Origin of the sequence: Oceanicola sp. 502str15 (assembly GCF_024105635.1) — a bacterium.
Lineage (GTDB): Bacteria > Pseudomonadota > Alphaproteobacteria > Rhodobacterales > Rhodobacteraceae > Vannielia.
Genome location: NZ_WYDQ01000002.1, coordinates 58839 through 75847 on the forward strand (window position 1 = coordinate 58839; position 17009 = coordinate 75847).

At 60.8% G+C, this 17009-nt stretch carries 17 protein-coding genes; 8 read left to right on the forward strand and 9 right to left on the reverse strand.

What is annotated here, in order from left to right:
- Positions 1 to 38: 38 nt before the first annotated feature.
- Genes GTH22_RS21295 through GTH22_RS21305 form a run of 3 tightly spaced genes read left to right on the forward strand, consistent with a single transcriptional unit; the run spans position 39 to position 1959 of the window.
- Entirely contained in the window at positions 39 to 734 is a 696-nt protein-coding gene (locus GTH22_RS21295) for an SCO family protein (protein ID WP_252947743.1), read from the forward strand.
- Positions 731 to 1222, forward strand: a complete 492-nt coding sequence (locus GTH22_RS21300; protein WP_009503822.1) for a hypothetical protein — start codon at positions 731 to 733, stop codon at positions 1220 to 1222. The genes GTH22_RS21295 and GTH22_RS21300 overlap by 4 nt, the downstream gene beginning before the upstream one ends.
- Positions 1219 to 1959, forward strand: coding sequence for a cytochrome c biogenesis CcdA family protein (locus tag GTH22_RS21305; RefSeq protein ID WP_009503821.1), 741 nt, complete (start codon positions 1219 to 1221; stop codon positions 1957 to 1959). Before GTH22_RS21300 ends, GTH22_RS21305 begins: the two co-directional genes overlap by 4 nt.
- A gap of 100 nt (positions 1960 to 2059) precedes the next feature.
- Here GTH22_RS21305 and GTH22_RS21310 read toward each other — a convergent pair whose 3' ends face one another.
- The 4 genes from GTH22_RS21310 to GTH22_RS21325 all read right to left on the reverse strand — a co-directional run bounded on the left by GTH22_RS21310 (position 2060) and on the right by GTH22_RS21325 (position 6789).
- Positions 2060 to 2785 carry a MauE/DoxX family redox-associated membrane protein gene (locus GTH22_RS21310; protein ID WP_009503820.1) on the reverse strand — a complete coding sequence of 242 codons (726 nt, stop codon included), beginning with the start codon at positions 2783 to 2785 and terminating at the stop codon, positions 2060 to 2062.
- 61 nt (positions 2786 to 2846) lie between these two features.
- A complete protein-coding gene (locus GTH22_RS21315; RefSeq protein ID WP_252947744.1) occupies positions 2847 to 3719 on the reverse strand; it encodes a DUF305 domain-containing protein in 873 nt (290 codons plus the stop codon).
- Positions 3720 to 3842: 123 nt separating this feature from the next.
- Positions 3843 to 4262: a Cu(I)-responsive transcriptional regulator gene (cueR, locus tag GTH22_RS21320; protein WP_009503818.1), complete on the reverse strand. Its 420-nt coding sequence runs from the start codon at positions 4260 to 4262 to the stop codon at positions 3843 to 3845.
- Positions 4263 to 4281: 19 nt separating this feature from the next.
- A complete protein-coding gene (locus GTH22_RS21325; RefSeq protein ID WP_252947745.1) occupies positions 4282 to 6789 on the reverse strand; it encodes a heavy metal translocating P-type ATPase in 2508 nt (835 codons plus the stop codon).
- 140 nt (positions 6790 to 6929) lie between these two features.
- Between GTH22_RS21325 and GTH22_RS21330 the strand changes: the two genes are divergently transcribed.
- The 5 genes from GTH22_RS21330 to GTH22_RS21350 all read left to right on the forward strand — a co-directional run bounded on the left by GTH22_RS21330 (position 6930) and on the right by GTH22_RS21350 (position 11619).
- The gene (locus GTH22_RS21330; RefSeq protein WP_009815466.1) at positions 6930 to 7130 is read left to right on the forward strand and encodes a heavy-metal-associated domain-containing protein; all 201 of its coding nucleotides are present in this window, start codon (positions 6930 to 6932) and stop codon (positions 7128 to 7130) included.
- Positions 7131 to 7328: 198 nt separating this feature from the next.
- Entirely contained in the window at positions 7329 to 7751 is a 423-nt protein-coding gene (locus GTH22_RS21335; RefSeq protein ID WP_252947746.1) for a hypothetical protein, read from the forward strand.
- A gap of 294 nt (positions 7752 to 8045) precedes the next feature.
- A complete protein-coding gene (locus tag GTH22_RS21340; protein ID WP_252947747.1) occupies positions 8046 to 9512 on the forward strand; it encodes a TolC family protein in 1467 nt (488 codons plus the stop codon).
- Positions 9513 to 9523: 11 nt separating this feature from the next.
- Positions 9524 to 10882, forward strand: a complete 1359-nt coding sequence (locus GTH22_RS21345) for a multicopper oxidase family protein (RefSeq protein WP_252947748.1) — start codon at positions 9524 to 9526, stop codon at positions 10880 to 10882.
- 47 nt (positions 10883 to 10929) lie between these two features.
- Positions 10930 to 11619, forward strand: a complete 690-nt coding sequence (locus GTH22_RS21350; protein ID WP_252947749.1) for a copper-binding protein — start codon at positions 10930 to 10932, stop codon at positions 11617 to 11619.
- 243 nt (positions 11620 to 11862) lie between these two features.
- Here GTH22_RS21350 and GTH22_RS21355 read toward each other — a convergent pair whose 3' ends face one another.
- The 5 genes from GTH22_RS21355 to GTH22_RS21375 form a co-directional block, all read right to left on the reverse strand.
- Positions 11863 to 14109 (reverse strand): heavy metal translocating P-type ATPase, encoded by a 2247-nt coding sequence (locus GTH22_RS21355; protein ID WP_252947750.1) that lies wholly within the window; start codon positions 14107 to 14109, stop codon positions 11863 to 11865.
- A gap of 227 nt (positions 14110 to 14336) precedes the next feature.
- The gene (locus tag GTH22_RS21360; protein ID WP_252947751.1) at positions 14337 to 15416 is read right to left on the reverse strand and encodes a type IV secretion system protein; all 1080 of its coding nucleotides are present in this window, start codon (positions 15414 to 15416) and stop codon (positions 14337 to 14339) included.
- A 12-nt stretch (positions 15417 to 15428) separates the two neighbouring features.
- Positions 15429 to 15833 carry a hypothetical protein gene (locus GTH22_RS21365; protein WP_252947752.1) on the reverse strand — a complete coding sequence of 135 codons (405 nt, stop codon included), beginning with the start codon at positions 15831 to 15833 and terminating at the stop codon, positions 15429 to 15431.
- On the reverse strand, positions 15830 to 16021 hold the full coding sequence (locus GTH22_RS21370) for a hypothetical protein (RefSeq protein ID WP_252947753.1): 192 nt from the start codon (positions 16019 to 16021) through the stop codon (positions 15830 to 15832). Before GTH22_RS21370 ends, GTH22_RS21365 begins: the two co-directional genes overlap by 4 nt.
- The gene (locus tag GTH22_RS21375) at positions 16008 to 17006 is read right to left on the reverse strand and encodes an ATPase, T2SS/T4P/T4SS family (protein WP_252947754.1); all 999 of its coding nucleotides are present in this window, start codon (positions 17004 to 17006) and stop codon (positions 16008 to 16010) included. Before GTH22_RS21375 ends, GTH22_RS21370 begins: the two co-directional genes overlap by 14 nt.
- Positions 17007 to 17009: the final 3 nt, after the last annotated feature.

A 17009-nucleotide genomic window follows, 5' to 3' on the forward strand; every position in this document is an offset into this window, starting at 1 on the left:
TACGGATCGACAGGCATAAATTTTGAAGGATTCAAGAATTGACAGCACTGACACGACGCGCCGCTTTGGCGATACTTGCGGGTACGATTTCCTCTCCAGCTTTAGCCGATCATCCCGGTGAGAACCTGGATGCGCGCATGTTCGAGATGGAGCCCTACTTCCAGGCCATCGATGCAGCGCAGGCTCCGGGTTTCGAGCTGCAGGATTCCGAGGGGAATCCCGTGCGCCTGTCGGATTTTAGCGACAAGGTGGTCATCCTGCACTTCATCTACGCCAACTGCCCGGATGTCTGCCCGCTCCACTCCCAAAAGATCGCGGCCATTCAGGCCTCGATCAACGACGGGCCGATGAAGGATCTGGTGCAGTTCATCTCGATCACGACCGATCCGGTGAACGACACGCCGGACGTGCTGCGCGATTACGCGGATCGGCATGGGCTCGATCAAAGCAACTGGGTCATTTTGACCAAGCAGCCCGATCAGGCTGAAGACACGACGCGCCTTCTGGCGCGGGAGTATGGGCTGGAGTTCACGATGACCGCCGACAGCGACATGATGATGCACGGAGCTGTCACCCATGTCGTGGATATCGGCGGTCGGTTCGCCGCAAAATTCCATGGCATGGACTTCAAGAACGTGAACCTGATCCTCCATGTCAGCGAGTTGATCAACAACGCCCAGCATCGACGCCGGGAGCCCAGCTGGTGGGACCGGCTGACAGGTGTGTTTCAATGAGTGTCGTCGCGACTGGCGTCAGGCTGTCCTCGACAGACGGAGTTTCCCTGACAGCTCTGCGTCGGTATTTTGCGGTGATCATCCCGGCCAACTTGATCTGGGAGTTCGCGCATATGCCGCTCTACACGATCTGGAACGAGGGCACTTGGGGTGAGATTGTCTTCGCAGCCGTCCATTGCACGGGTGGCGATATCCTGATCGCCATGAGCGCGCTGATGCTTGCCCTCATGCTGTCGGGCCGGGGCTGGCCCCTGGTCGCCTCGACGCGGCGGTCTGTGACCGTCCTGACGGTGGTGTTCGGGCTCGGATACACGCTGTTCAGCGAATGGCTCAACATCGTGATCCGCGCGGCCTGGGCCTATTCGGACCTGATGCCGATCATTCCGATCCTCGATGCGGGCCTGTCACCTGTGTTGCAATGGATCGTGATACCGCTGGTCGCGTTCTGGTGGGTCTGGCGGCCTTTCAACAACGATCGTGATGTATGATGGATATTTCCGGCATCGGCATCTTCGCGGCGTTTCTGGCGGGAGCCATCTCGTTCCTGTCACCCTGCGTCCTGCCGCTGGTGCCGGGCTACGTATCCTACATCGCAGGGCAACCAGATTTGCGCACGACGCGGTCGGTCGGCTTGCGGGCGCGCGCCGGGGCGCTCGGGTTGAGTGCCTGCTTTGTCCTGGGCTTTTCGACGGTCTTCGTCGCCCTCGGGGCCGGGGCCAGCGCGCTCGGATCCCTGCTGCTGACATGGCGCACCGAGCTGAACTATCTCGGCGGCGCGATCATCATTCTGTTCGGACTGGTCATGCTGGGTGTCTTTCGTCTCAATGCGTTCTCGCGCGATACCCGTTTCAATCTCGACATTCCCGGCGGTCGCCCGTTTGGGGCCTACGTGCTGGGACTGGCCTTCGCCTTTGGCTGGACACCTTGCATCGGTCCGATCCTCGGCGCAATCCTGACGCTCAGTTCGACCTCCGGCGGCATGTCGGACGGCATCTGGCTGCTGTCGATCTATTCCGCTGGACTGGGGGTGCCTTTCCTGCTGGCCGCGCTCTTCACCGACGCCATCGCCGCGCGGGTAAGGCAGATCGGCAAAGCCGGTCGCTGGCTCTACAAGGGCGCGGGTGTTGCCATGATCATCATGGGAGTTGCCATCATGACCGGGCAATTGTCACGGTTTGCCTATTGGCTGCTGGGGACGTTTCCCTTTCTCGCGACGATCGGGTGACGAATCTCGAACCAGCTCTAGGTGCGATGGCTGCAGTGTAGGGATTATCTCCGCCAATCAATGTCATCCACGCCGCGCCTCTGTAGAGGTCGCGGTGCCGTCAGCCGATCAGGTAGACCCGGATCGGCATCCAGATACCCATGACCATCATCATCAGGTTCTCGGTGAGCGAGACAAAACCGAGCGGCACCTTGCTGTCGCCCCCGACGCAGGCGCATTTCAGCTCGCGCTTGTCGATATAGACCGCCTTGAAGACCGAAACCGCGCCGACGGTGCCGATGAACAAGGCCACGGGTGCCGACAGCCAGGTGAGCGCCCCTGCGACCATGAGGATACCGGCGAAGGCCTCTCCGAAGGGATAGAGATAGCCGTAGCGCACCCAGCGGTGCGCCAGCAGGTCGTAATTTAGGAACATGGTCGAAAAGCTTTCGACATCCTGAAGTTTCTGCACTGCAAGCAAGCACATCGAGATCGAGATGAACCATTCCAGCGCGCGCAGGCTGAGGATGGTTCCAAAGCTGTACCATGACAAGCCGAGCGCCATCAAAAACGCGACGGCAAAGATCGCGATCACCGGTTGATAGGAGGTATCCGAGCGTTCGCTTTCCGGTGCGTCAAGGCCGAAATGGACCCGCAGATCGTCATAGCCGCCGATGCGCTTGTCGCCGATCCAGGTCTGCGGCGTGGTCTCGACCCCGTGATTTTCCATGAAAGCATCAGTTTCCTCGCGTGTCGTCAGGTGGTGATCCTCGACCTCGTACCCTTCCCGTTCGAGCAGGTCTTTGGACTTGAGACCATAAGGGCAAAGGTGATCCAGCATGACCATCCGGTAGAGTTGGGCTGTTTTCGATGCGTCTTTCGGTATGGTGTTTCCTCCAGTTTCTGGTTCAGGCACCGCAACCGTAATGTCCGCGATACCCTGCACGCAGACCGGGCCCAAGTTCGAGAACGAAATCGGCGTCCTGCATTTCGCCACTATTTGCGGCCAATGTGCCGGTTCCGCTCGGCGCGCTCAACGCCACTGTCATGCCTTCCTTGCCCCAAGTGCTTCCGGCGTCGCCAGCCTCCAGCCGCACCAGATCGCCGCTGATCTTGGCGAGAGCTACACTCCCACCGTCGATGCGGCCCACCGCCAGCGCAGGCCTGCTTGTGGTGGTGTAGGTGAACGTGCACGCCGCGCCGTCCGGGAAGAGTTGTGCGATGTCCTCCCGGGTCAGGAATTCAAGATCGAGAATGGTGATCTCCGCCGTGGACAGCGCCTCGTCAAGGCTCACGATCTGCGCCGGTCCGCTTTCTGACTGTGCCGGACTGTCACCATTGGCGTCGATATCGTTCACCAGATAACGCATCTCGGCGATTTCCTTGTCCTGCGCATAGATGATCTCATCCGCCAACTTGCGCACGCGCGGGTCCGAGATATCGGCGCGGCTGGAGGTCATGATCGCGATCGAGTGGTGCGGGATCATTGCCCGCATGTAGCTGGTGTCGCCCACCGTCACCTGGCTGCGGACCAGCCAGAGCGAGGCGGCAAAGACCACAGCGGCACCGATGAAGATGGCGGCGTTAGCCGTCTTGCTGGAATACATCGACAGCATGAAGCCCAGCATGATGATCGCCATGGTGGCACCCATCAGGAGAGCCATGTAGACCCGCGTTTCCGACCAGAACACATGCGTCCAGAGGTAGGTATTGAGATACATCAGACCGAACATGACGACGGTAGATGTGGCGATCATCGCGAAAAAGCGGCCATATGACATGAAGTTGTCCTCTCTCGAAATCGTGAAGTATAGAGGTGGAACAACTTTCCCGCGCTGGAATGTTCCGAAAAAGCTGCAGCCAGTCGCACCTTATGGGTGGCGCTGCCCGCTGCGGGACATATCTTAATCCGCTGCCCTGGCGGTCCGGGTCTTATCCTCTTCCATAGCCAGATCTGCGAGAATCGGACAATCAGGCCTGTGATCGCCAGCGCAGGCATCGACAAGGTGCGACAGCGTCGCGCGCATCTCGGTCAGTTCTGCGATTTTCCGGTCGATCCGGTCGAGGTGTTCTTCGGCGATCTGCTTGACCTCGGCGCTGGCGCGGTCGGTGTCGGCATAGAGTTTCAGCAGGCTCCGGCAGTCCTCGATGGTGAAGCCCAAGGCGCGCGCCCGGCCGAGAAACGCCAGCTTGTGGACGTCGCTCTGCCGAAAGCTGCGATAACCGTTGGCACTGCGCAGCGGCTCGACCAGCCCGATGTCCTCGTAGTAGCGAATGGTCTTCGCGGGAAGGCCGGACATGTCGGCCACGTCTCCGATGTTCATGATAGTTTCCTCCTTGAGCTTATTCAGCCGGGACTGGTGACAGGTTGGCGGCAGAGCCGGGTTGCGCCTGTTCCTGCATCGCCGGGCGGACGCGGCGCAGGCGCAGCGCGTTCGTCAGTACGAAGACCGAGCTGAGCGCCATTGCCCCAGCCGCCAGCACCGGCGACAGCAGCAGGCCCGACACCGGGTAGAGCAGCCCCGCCGCCACCGGAATGAGGGCCACGTTATAGCCGAAGGCCCAGAACAGGTTCTGGCGGATGTTGCGCATCGTACGCCGCGACACTTCCAGCGCGTTGACCACGCCGCGCAAATCGCCCGACATTAGCACCACATCGGCGGATTCGATGGCGACGTCGGTGCCGGTGCCAATGCTGATGCCCACGTCCGCATGAGCAAGCGCGAGCGCATCGTTGATGCCGTCGCCGACAAAGGCGATGTGCTGGCTCGGGCCGCGCAGATCGTCCAATGCCGCCACCTTGCCATCGGGCAACACGCCCGCGATCACATGGTCGATGCCGGTCTCGCGGCCGATGGCCTCTGCCGTCTCTCGCTTGTCGCCGGTGATCATGGCGACCTTCAGGCCCAGATCGTGCAACGCCCGGATGGCCGCCGCGCTGGACGGCTTTACCGGATCGGCCACGGCGATGACGGCGGCCACCCGCCCGTCGATGGCGGCATAAAGCGCGGTGCGGCCCTGTTCAGCCAGGCGGCGCTCGGCGTCGGCCAACGCGCCGATGTCCACCCCTTCGCGCGTCATCAGACGGTCGGCCCCCACCAGCACGTCGCGGCCTGCGACCTCGGCCCGGACACCGTGGCCCGTGATGGAGGTGAAGTTCCGCGCGTCGTGTCGAGTGACCGTCTCGGCTTCCGCCGCCCGCAGAATGGCCTCGGCGATAGGGTGTTCCGACTGCGCCTCGACCGCCGCGACCAGGGCCAGCACCTCGGCCCGTTCAAAGCCGTCGGCCAGCACCAGATCGGTCAGTTCGGGGCGCCCTTCGGTCACCGTGCCGGTCTTGTCCAGCGCCACCACATCCACTGTCGAAAGCTGTTGCAGCGCATCGCCCTTGCGGAACAGCACGCCCATTTCAGCGGCACGGCCGGTGCCGACCATGATCGAGGTCGGCGTGGCCAGCCCCATCGCGCAAGGGCATGCGATGATCAGCACGGATACACCCGCAACGAGGGCATAGGACAGGGCGGGCGAGGGGCCGACCAGCAGCCAGACGATAACCGTAAGCAGCGCCAGCGCCATGACCGCCGGCACGAACAACAGGGTGATCCGGTCGACCAGCCCCTGGATCGGCAGCTTGGCGCTCTGCGCCTCTTCGACCATGCGGATGATTTGCGCCAGCGTCGTATCCGCTCCCACGCGTGTCGCACGGAACTGGAAGGCACCGGAACCGTTGACGGTCCCGCCGGTGACGGGATCGCCCACCAACTTGGCGACAGGCACCGGCTCGCCGGTGATCATGCTCTCATCGACGCGGGCGCTGCCTACGGTCACTTCACCGTCCACGGCAATCCGCTCTCCGGGGCGCACGAGCAGGATGTCGCCCGCGGCGATGCGCTCGATGGCCACGTCCTCAGGCTCTCCGTCCACCAGCACGCGGGCGGTCTTGGCCTGAAGGCCCAGCAGCTTCTGGATCGCTGCGCCGGTGCGGCCCTTGGCGCGCGCCTCCAGCCACCGGCCCAGCAGGATTAGCACGATGATGACCGCCGCCGCCTCGAAATAGACGGCACGCGACCGTTCGGGCAGCAGCGCGGGCGCGAATAGCGCCACGAGAGAATAGAGATAGGCGGCAGAAGTGCCGACCGCGACAAGGCTGTTCATGTCCGGCGCACGCTTGAGCAGGGCTGGAAACCCGCGCGTGTAGAAGCTGCGCCCCGGCCAGAGCAGAACCACCGTGGTCAGGACGAACTGGATCAGCCAGCTTGCTCGATGGCCGATCGTGTCGCCGATCAGACCATGCATGCCGGGGATCAGATGCGCGCCCATTTCCAGCAGAAACACCGGCAGGGTGAGGGCCGCCGCCAGGGCGGTCCTGCGGGCCAGCATCCGCGCCTCTTCATCCTTCCGGACACTCGTGTCTTCCGCCTCTCTGTCCTGCGGCAAGGTCGCGGGATAGCCTGCGTCACCCGCCGCCTTCAGCAGGTCTGCAACCGCAACCGCGCCTTCGAGATACGTTACCGTCGCAGTTTCCGAGGCCAGATTGACGTTCACGGCCAGCACGCCTGGCATCGCCGCCAAAGCCTTGTCCACCCGACCGACGCAGGACGCGCAGGACATGGAGGCTACGTTCAGGCGAGTGCTCTGCTTACGGGCCGGATAGCCAATCTCTTCCAGCTTTTCGACGATGTTCGAAATGCGCTCTGGCGCGTCGATCTGCGCCTGAGCGGTTTCGCTGGCGAGGTTGACTCGAACGTCGCTGACGCCCGGCAGGCCGGAAAGCCCACGCTCCACCCGCCCGACGCAAGAGGCGCAGGACATGTTCTGCAGGGAAAGTCGAAGGGTATGCGAATCCGACATGGGTGACTCCTGATCCTGGTCCTCCGAGAGATAAGGGTTCCATTCGCTGGAAGGTCAACAGATGCATCGAGGAATTTTTTCGGGCATTGACCTTCCCATAGGGGGACGGCCTAGATGGCAGCAGTAAGAAGGAGATCGTGATGATCAGGTTCAGCGTGCCGGACATGAACTGCGGACATTGCACCGCGTCGATAGAGAAGGCCATTGTGACGATAGACCCACACGCGACTGTCACCTGTGACCTGACTGCGCGTTCCGTCGAGGTAGATAGCGCATTGGATGAAAGCGCTCTGAAGGCAGCGATTCACGATGCGGGCTACGGATCGCAAAGACTGAGTTAGTCCCGGCACTTCCAGTCATTACTGAAGTACTCACTACCATTTTCGCGTCTTCTGTCTGACTGGTGAACGTTGCTATGTATCTATTGCGCAACAGTTTTGAGCGCTCGCAGCGAGAATTCGCCTGCCTCGCTAGAATGTGCCAAACCTTCCCGCGCTGTAAGCGTTGACTAATTTGTCAAAACGTCCAAGTTTCCGTTCATGAGAATGCGTGTCGCCACTTCGGTATGGGTGAAATTCCTCACTTGCTTCGCTTTTGCGTTGGCATTGGCTCTGTCTCCACCTTCTGCGGCACACGCGGCCTCGGAAATGCATGATGGTCAGCATTCTGGATCGATCAGCGCCCTTCTCAGCGAACCGACAGTTGGTCAGGGAACTGATATCCACGCCGACCACATGAAACACCCGGCGACAGTTGACGTGGATGACATATCCTCCGACATTGGTGAAACAGAGCATCAATCAACTCAGTGTTGTAACGGAATATGCATTTCTGTCGTCATTCCAGACGCAGACTTGGTATTCCCGGATCCTATTGCTGCGAAAGAATATATGACTCTGAGCGGTCAGACGCATTCCGTCGAAACATCAGGGTTTCTGCGGCCCCCTCGATTCCTGATCTGAAACGGCGCCCAATCCGGGTGTGAGCCTTGCGCAGACTCTGCGTGAGACATCGTTCATCAATCAGGTTACCTTCATGAAAATTCATCTACTTATGGGGGCTTCGGCCCTCGGGCTTGGCGCATGCGCCTATGAGCCTACCCCTTTGCTCTCCGTTGCGACACAACAGGCTGTCGTCAACGCGACCGTTTCGTCTCCGATCAGCTATCAAGATCCATTGGCTGGCTACACCTATCGTGGTCCGACGGGTCCCCGTGATTGGCGTTCCGTCAATCAAGAGCAGACGGAGGGCAACTGATGCGGCTATCGAAATTTCCTCTGCTATTCGGCTTTCCGCTAATTTTGGGTGCCTGCGCAACCGCTGTACCGGGCATCTACACGGAACCGAAAGCCGGCTTCGCCAACATTTCCAGCCAAGTCACACCGGCCATCGGCAAACGGACGGCCTTCGCCGAAACCCAGGCCGAAAACGAGGCTTTGAAAGAGCAGGTGCATGCGATGGTGCATCGCAAGACCATTTCGGCGGACACCGCCGTTCAGGTCGCGCTCCTGAACAATAAAGGTCTGCAAGCGTCTTACGCCAATGTTGGCCTGTCGGCCGCTGAGGCTTGGCAGCAATCGACGCCGGAAAACCCGATCGTATCAATTGGTGTTTTGGGAATCGGTGCGCCTGAGCTCGGTGCCTACAGAGCGATCGAAGGGCTGATCCGGTCGAACGTCCTCGATGCCACCACGCGCAAACAGCGCATGGCCATTGCTGATGCAAGCTTCCGGCAGGCTCAGCTCAATGCCGTGAACGACACACTTGCGCTGGCCAATCAGACGCGAAAGGCATGGGTCGATGCAGTCGCCGCCTTCGAGGCAGTGAGCTATCTGCGGCGCGCGAAAGCGACCTCTGACGCCGGCTCTGAACTGGCGATGAGGTTGGGCGAGACCGGCGCACTCAACAAAGCTGGGCAGGCCCGCGAACAGGCATTCAATGCCGAACTGGCGGGGCAACTTGCACAGGCACGATTGAACGCCACTCGGTCCAAGGAGACTTTGACCAGGTTGATGGGCCTCTGGGGCACCGAAGTCGATTACTATGTGCCAGATGCACTTCCTGCACTGCCGCGTTCTGTCGGCCGTGTGACCGACATCGAGGCCAAGGCGCTAAGAAACCGGGTGGATCTGCGTGTTGCCAAACTTGGCCTGGAAGCGCAGGCCAAGGCGTTTGGACTGACCGATCAGACCCGCATTGTCAGCGATCTGGAGATCGTTGCTGGAGCCGAGTTCGAGCGTGAAGTTGGCGGCAATGGCGACATTGAAACCAAGGCTTTACCTCAGGTGGAAGTGGAGTTCGCGATCCCGATCTACGACACCGGCAAGGCCCGGATGCGCAAAGCGGAGTTGACTTATCTTCAAGCGGCCAACGTGCTCGCAGAGAAGGCCGTGAACGTCCGGTCTGAAGCGCGCGGTGCTGAAGCCTCTTATCATGCCGCATACAAAATCGCACGCCACTACCGCGACGTTCTGGTGCCGCTACGCACCACCGTCGAAGAAGAGGGTTTGCTGTCCTACAACGGCATGATCACCAACACTTTCGAGTTGCTGACTGATGTGCGCGAGAAACTTGGCGCATCCCTGGAAGCGGCAAATGCAAAACGCGAATTCTATATGGCACAGGCCGATCTGACCGCCGCGATCTATGGCGGCGGCGAAGGCGGTGATGGTGCTGGTGGAGATGGCGCAACGCTTGCCGCCGGTGGCGGCGCAGGACACTGAAAGGAACTGACATGTTGAATAGACGTCAATTACTCGGAGCCGGTGCCGCAGGCGCAACGTTGATCTCTTCAAAAGCCTGGGGTCAAACCCTGAATATGGGCCTACCCGAAGCCGCGCAGATGGACAGTGCTGCAACGGCGATTACGGCGCGTCCGTCGTCAGGACCGGACTACACACCTGTGGTCACGCTGAACGGGTGGACCCTGCCGCACCGGATGAACAACGGGGTCAAGGAATTTCACCTCTTGGCCGAACCGGTAGAGCGCGAACTTGCAGACGGCATGATCGCGCATTTGTGGGGTTACAACGGCCAGTCCACCGGTCCAACGATCGAAGCAGTCGAAGGCGACCGGGTCCGCATCTACGTTACCAACAAGCTGCCGGAAGGCACCACGGTGCATTGGCACGGGCTCATCCTGCCCTCGGGCATGGATGGGGTCTCCGGGTTAAGTCATCCCAGCATCCCGCCAGGGAAAACGTTTGTCTACGAATTCGACTTGGTGAAGTCCGGCACGTTCATGTACCACCCCCATGGCGACGAAATGGCGCAGATGGCGATGGGGATGATGGGTATGTTCGTGGTCCATCCCAAGGATCCCACCTTCATGCCGGTGGATCGCGATTTTCTGATCATGCTGAATGCCTTTGACATCGATCCCGGCACATACGTGCCCCGCATCATGACGATGACGGACTTCAACCTGTGGACGTGGAACAGTCGGATCTTCCCCGACATCGATCCGCTGGTCGTGAACAAGGGCGACAAGGTGCGAGTACGCGTCGGCAACCTCACGATGACAAACCACCCGATCCACATGCACGGCTATGACTTCAAGGTCACCTGCACGGATGGTGGCTGGGTGCCGCCAGAAGCGCAATGGCCGGAGGTCAGCATCGACATCCCCGTGGGCGCGATGCGCGCCTATGAGTTCGTCGCAGACCATCTGGGTGACTGGGCGATTCACTGCCACAAGTCGCACCACACGATGAATGCCATGGGTCACGATGTGCCGACGTTCATCGGGGTCAACAAGAAGCCGCTGACCCAGAAGATCCGTCAGTTCCAGCCGGAATACATGCCCATGGGCATGTCCGGCATGGGGGACATGGCGAAAATGGAAATGCCGCTGCCTGACAACACGATCCCGATGATGACGGGTTGGGGGCCCTACGGCCCCATCGAGATGGGCGGCATGTTTTCGGTCGTAAAGGTGCGGGACGGCATCGACGCGGACGATTACTCCGATCCCGGCTGGTACGAAAATCCTCCGGGCGAGATGGCCTACGAATGGACTGGCGAATTGCCCGAGTTCGCCTCGAACAACAGTCCCAAGACCATTCTCACACCAAAACCAAACTCGAAGGGCTGAACGGCCCTTCGTCGACTCCAACCAAACCAAACCTAAAGGAAAACCAAATGAAAAAACTTCTTCTGAGCACCTCTCTCGTCCTTTTCGCTTCAACGGGGGCTTTCGCTGACGTTGGTCATGCCAAAATGGCCGTCGGTATGCCCGGCCATACGGCAAAAGTCGACCGGACGATTGATGTAACCCTGCTTGAAAACGACGAAGGCGAAATGCTGATCGAGAGTGAGGAGATGACCATCAAGCAGGGTGAAACCATACGCTTCAACATCACGAACAAGGGTGAGCTGGAACACGAGTTTGTTCTCGACACGCTGGAAAATAACGCCGAGCACAAGATCGAAATGGCCAAGATGGACATGGAACACGACGACCCGAACCGTATCCGTCTTGATCCGGGTGCCACGGGCGAGGTCGTCTGGACGTTCGCGAATGCTGGTACGTTCGAAGCCGCGTGCCTGATCCCGGGTCACTACGAATCCGGCATGCACCGTGCGGTCTCGGTGGGGGACCAGATAGCTCAGGCTGACGTGGAATACACGAGCGGGACCATAAAGAAGATCGACGCCAAGGCCGGCAAGGTCACAATCATCCACGGCCCTCTGGTCAACCTCGATATGCCCGCGATGACGATGGTATTCCGCGCGGACGAAGCGATAATGGCCAAGATGGCAGAAGGTCAGGACATCGAGTTTGTTGCCGACCGGGTCAAGGGCAAGCTTACTGTCACGCAGATGAAGTGAAGACTGACCTTGGGGCCGAGGCGTACATGCCCGGCCCCAACGCTTTGAGGCAATTAAATCAAGCGCTACGGAGGTAGCCGAGCATTATGAATTTCCTGATAACCTGCACATGCGCCCTTGCGCTCGTCTTTCCGGCTTTCTCAGTGAACGCTTCCAGTGGCAAAGGTCAGCAACCTCATGCAGCAACACACGTTTTGCTGAAATGGAAGTATCGTCCAGCTTCACGTTCAATACGCGGATCGTCTAAAGCCTCAATCGCCGTAGTCTGAGCGCGTTCGCGATGACCGAGACCGACGAGAGGCTCATTGCGGCGGCGGCGAACATGGGCGACATCAACAGCCCGAATGCCGGGTAGAGCACGCCCGCAGCTAAGGGCACACCGAGCGTGTTGTAGGCAAAGGCCCAGAACAGGTTCTGGCGTATGTTACCGATCGTCGCCACGGCCAGCGTCCGTGCCTTGACGATACCGTTCAGATCGCCGCTCAAGAGAGTGATGCCCGCGCTTTCAACCGCCACGTCCGCACCCGTGCCCATGGCCAGGCCGACGTCCGCTGCGGCCAGAGCCGGTGCATCGTTGACACCATCGCCGGCCATGGCGACCTTTTTGCCATTCGCGTGCAGCTCGTCCACCAGCGCCTTCTTGTCTTCCGGCAGAACTCCAGCCCGGACCTCGTCGATGCCGAGGAGCTGCGCCACGGCCCTTGCAGTGCGTTCGTTATCCCCCGTAGCCATGATTATCCGCAGGCCCGCCTCGTGCAGTTCCTTGATGACCTCGGCCGTCGTTTCCTTGATCGGGTCGGCGACGGCGACGATGCCGGACAGTTTTCCTTCTATGGCCACGAACATGGCCGTCTTGCCTTCGCTGCGCAGAACGTCTGCCGCCTCCTCTGCTGCGGAGGTGTCGAGGGACATGTCGCGCATCATCGCGGTGTTACCAAGCGCGACGGCGTGGCCCGAGACGGTTCCGCTCACACCCTTGCCGGTCACGGCTTCGAAGTTCTCGGCATTGCCGACTTTGATACCTCTCTCTTTCGCGCCTTCGACGATGGCCTCTGCCAGCGGGTGCTCAGAGCCTTTTTCCAAGGCAGCCGCGAGGCTCAGAATGGTTTCTTCGGTCTCGTCGCCCAGAGCGTTCACATCGGTCAGCTTCGGCTTGCCTTCGGTCAGGGTGCCGGTCTTATCGACGATCAGCGTATCGACCTTGGCCATGCGTTCCAGCGCTTCGGCATCCTTGATCAGGACACCCGCCTGTGCACCGCGCCCTGCAGCCGTCGTGATCGAGATCGGCGTCGCAAGGCCCAATGCACAGGGGCAGGCGATGATCAGCACTGACACCGCCGAGGCGATGGCAAAGACGAGCGCAGGTTCGGGCCCGAAGCCGAGCCAAGCGGCGAAGGAAAGGATGGCGACCACGACAACGGTCGGCACGAAATAGGAAGAAACCTTGTCCGCAAGCCCCTGGATCGGTGCGCGGGATCGCCGCGCGTTCGCGACCATCTCGACGATCTGGCTCAGCATCGTGTCGGCACCTACACGAGCGGCTTCTATGACAAGGGAGCCGTTCTTATTGATTGTGCCGCCAGTGACCGTATCGCCCGGACCTTTTTCGACCGGCAACGGCTCGCCAGTGATCATGCTCTCGTCGATGGATGACGTGCCGTCGACGACCTTGGCATCGACGGGGACCGCGTCGCCGGGGCGCACCCGCAACCGGTCGCCCTCCACAATGTTTTCCAGCGGCGCGTCATATTCCGTGCCGTCGGGCAGGATGCGCCGCGCCGTTTTCGGGGCCAGATCGAGCAGTGCCCGGATGGCATCGCCGGTCCGTTCCCGCGCCCGCAATTCCAAAACCTGTCCGACGAAAATCAGAGTGATGATAACGACGGCGGCTTCAAAATAGGTGCCGACTCCCGCGCCCATCCGGTAAGCCTCCGGAAACACGCCCGGAAGGAATGTGGCGACCAGCGAATAGATGTAGGCCGCGCCGACACCAAGCGCGATCAGCGTCCACATGTTGGGCGAGCGGTTCACGATCGACGCCCATCCCCGCACGAAAAACGGCTTCGCTGCCCACAACACGATAGGCGTCGCCAGCAGGAACTCGATGTATGTCGCCAGCCGATGTCCGATCAAGTCCCGGACCGGCAAACCGACCAGCTCCCCCATAGTCAGGATAACCAGAGGAACGGCTGCGGCGGCACTGATCCACATCCGGCGGGTAAAGTCGGTCAGTTCTTCGCTGGGTTCATCCGACGGCACCATCGGTTCAAGCGCCATGCCGCAGATCGGACAGGCGCCGGGCTCGTCACGAACTATCTCGGGGTGCATTGGGCAGGTGTACTGAGTTCCGGCTTTCGGGGTCATGCTGTGATCCGATGCCGTACCTGAGGCATAGTAGATCGGATCGGCCTCGAACCTGGTCTGGCACTTATCGGAGCAGAAGTAGAAGGTTTCACCGTCATAATCCGCCTGACGGGCCTGCGGAGACATAGTGACGGACATGCCGCAAACTGGATCCTTGGCCTGATCGGATGACCGCTCTCGCGGGTGCGGTTCTGTTACCTGTATCATGCTCTAGCCCTCCGAAATGATGCCAATTCCTAAGATGGGGCTTCCAGCAACTGGAAGGTCAAGCTTGGATTGCTGATTAGCGAAGGAAAGCTGATTGATACTGCCAATATATTACATAATAAACCTTCTGGGCGGGGGCGTACGGGCTACCGCCTACCCAACCGCCCAAGCCTAGCCAACTGCGCCAACATTTGACGACCGACTCCGGGAGAGTTATTGGCCGCGTTCGGCGCAGATGCACCCGGCGACTCTTGTCGAACTGGTAACGCCTGAACCCCGAGCATTTGCCGCGTTCTGAGCGCAGCGTACTCAACGCCACTCGCACTGCCCACGACATAGCGATTGTAGACCTGTCGGCTTCCTGAGAGCCCGCGGGCGAAGGCGTACCCACCCCCCAGGCCAGCAGACAGGGCCGGCATCATGATGTTCCCGGAGATCGACCGGACAATGAAGGGCGTCGCGCAGAGAAAGCCTTTGGCCATGAGCACCATCATGAAGAACGGGAGGAGGGCACCGATGTTCGATGCGCCTTCGGGGTCGCCCAGCTCCGCAAGGAGCGCGCGCGACACCCCAGTGATGGTGGCGAAGACGCCTGCGATCACGATCGGGTAGATGGCGAAGGAGATGAGCGCCGAGAGCCAACGCGCGAAGTAATCCTTGGTGACCTCGAAGAGGGTGAGGAAGATCATTACCGGGGCCATGCTGATCAGCAGGGTGATCATCAGCCGGGAGGCGACGACGATGAAGGCGGCGAGACCGCCCAGGATCGCAAGCAACAGGATTCCGAGCGTGTCCAGCATCGCACCTGCCATCCAGTTCAGCTCGGCGCCGGCCGCATTCAGGTAGTCTCCGAGCGCCTCGATGAGCTGATCGAACTCCTCCGCGAACGTCCCCGAAGGTCCCGGCGTGCCACCTCCGACAGAGGCGACCAGCGAGCCCGCGATGCTGTCGATCCCGCTGAGGATCGCCGCAGACAGCGCATTGAACTGCACCCAGTTGGTCGCGAAAACACCTATGAGCCCGATCTTTGCCGCAAGCCAGAAAGCCGATCGGCCATCCATAGAGCGCACCTGGTAGATCATGTTGAGACAGACCAGCATGACCACGAGGGTCGTGCCCAGCACGAGCATGGTCCCGACGGTCGCGGCAACGGCTCCGAATTGCGTTTCCGCGGCGGTCTCGAGGTAGCTTTCGGCAGTTTCCACGATATAGGCGACGATGGTCATGGGAGCTTGGCCTTACCAGTTCCCGGCCGCCCGGCAGATCGCCATCGCTGCCAGGCGAAGCGCGTTTGCCTTGCGTCGATGCGCCGAGGTCACCTCGAGGACTTCCCGGTATTCGGCAGCCGCGTAGCCTTCAAAGTAGAGGGCCTCTACCGCGTCCCATGGTGGATAGCGCGTGGGGCAGCCGCAGTCCTGCGCGTCGACGATGCGCTGCATGCTCTCTGCCCGATAGATCTGCTGGACCAGCAGCCGCTTGTGCGCGTCGCGAACAGGCAGTTCTCGCATCCACTGTGGCTCATCCGGTTGGTCCGGACACATTTCAGCTTGGTCTCCGAACGTCGGGGCAAAGTTGCTTTCGGCGTCAGCTGCGAGCGCCGAGATGAGGATGAACAGGCAGGGCAGGGCGGTCGTACGGATCATGGCGTGGTCTCTTCTTGGCGCTCCTCGATCTCTCGCTTCAGGAAAAGTGTGTATCCCTCACCGCTGGGCTCCACTGAAATCACTTCCCACCCATTCGCCCCATGTACGTTGAGGCCGCGCCGCATCTCGGCGTAATCCTTCCGTTTCCTCACCTCGAAGAAGACGATGTCGTACTCAAACTGCTTCATGGGTCTTGCCTCCGCTGGGTTCGGTTCCGGGCAGGTAGAACTCGGTGATGCCGCGGGCACCCTCGTGGCGGCCGGCCTGGATGATCACGTCGATAGAGTTCTTGATGTAGTGGATCATGTCGCGGTAGGTCATCGGGATCTCGGTCTTGAGGGCGGCGATGGCGAGGCGCTGGACCGCCAGCTGGGGCGTCTCGGCGTGGAGCGTGGTCATCGAGCCGCCATGGCCGGTGTTGATCGCCTCGAGGAAGGTCATTGCCTCCTTGCCGCGCACCTCGCCGAGGACGATCCGGTCGGGCCGCATGCGCAGGGTGGCGGTCAGGAGCACATCGGCCGTCTGGAAGGGTGCATCGCGGTTGGCGATGAGCGTGACGGCGTTGGGCTGGACGGGCAGCAACTCGGCGGCATCCTCGATCGTGACCACCCGCTCCTCGGCGCCCACTTGGGAGAGGATCTTGCGGGCGGCGACCGTCTTGCCGGTCGAGGTGCCCCCGGAGACGATCATGTTGAGCTTGTTCTCGACACAGAAGGCGAGGGCGGCGTGGATGTCGCCCTCGGCGACGAGGTTGCGCAGGGCCCGGGTCTTCTCCTGGCGCAGAAGCTCGAGCCGGCGCTCCTTGCCATAGAGGAAGCCGAGCTCGATCCGCTCGAGCGGCAGACTGGAGAAAAACCTGAGCGAGATCGACATCCCCGACAGCACGGCGGGCGGGGTCACGACCTGGGCCCGGATCGGGCGATTTTTGTAGGCAATGGAGACCGAGATGATGGGCCGATCCTTGCTCATGGTGGTGTTCGCCGACGACGCGATCTGGTTGCCGAGGTCGCGCAGCTCGGTCGGGCTGAGCCGCTGGTCCAGCGCTTGCATGAAGCGATCGCCCTGGAACTCTCCCCAGCAGCTGCCGTCGGGGTTGATGCAGATCTCGATCACGTCCTCTCTGCCTGCGTCCTGCAGCCGGTCGAGCGAAGTTTGAAGGTAGGAAAGGGTCATGGC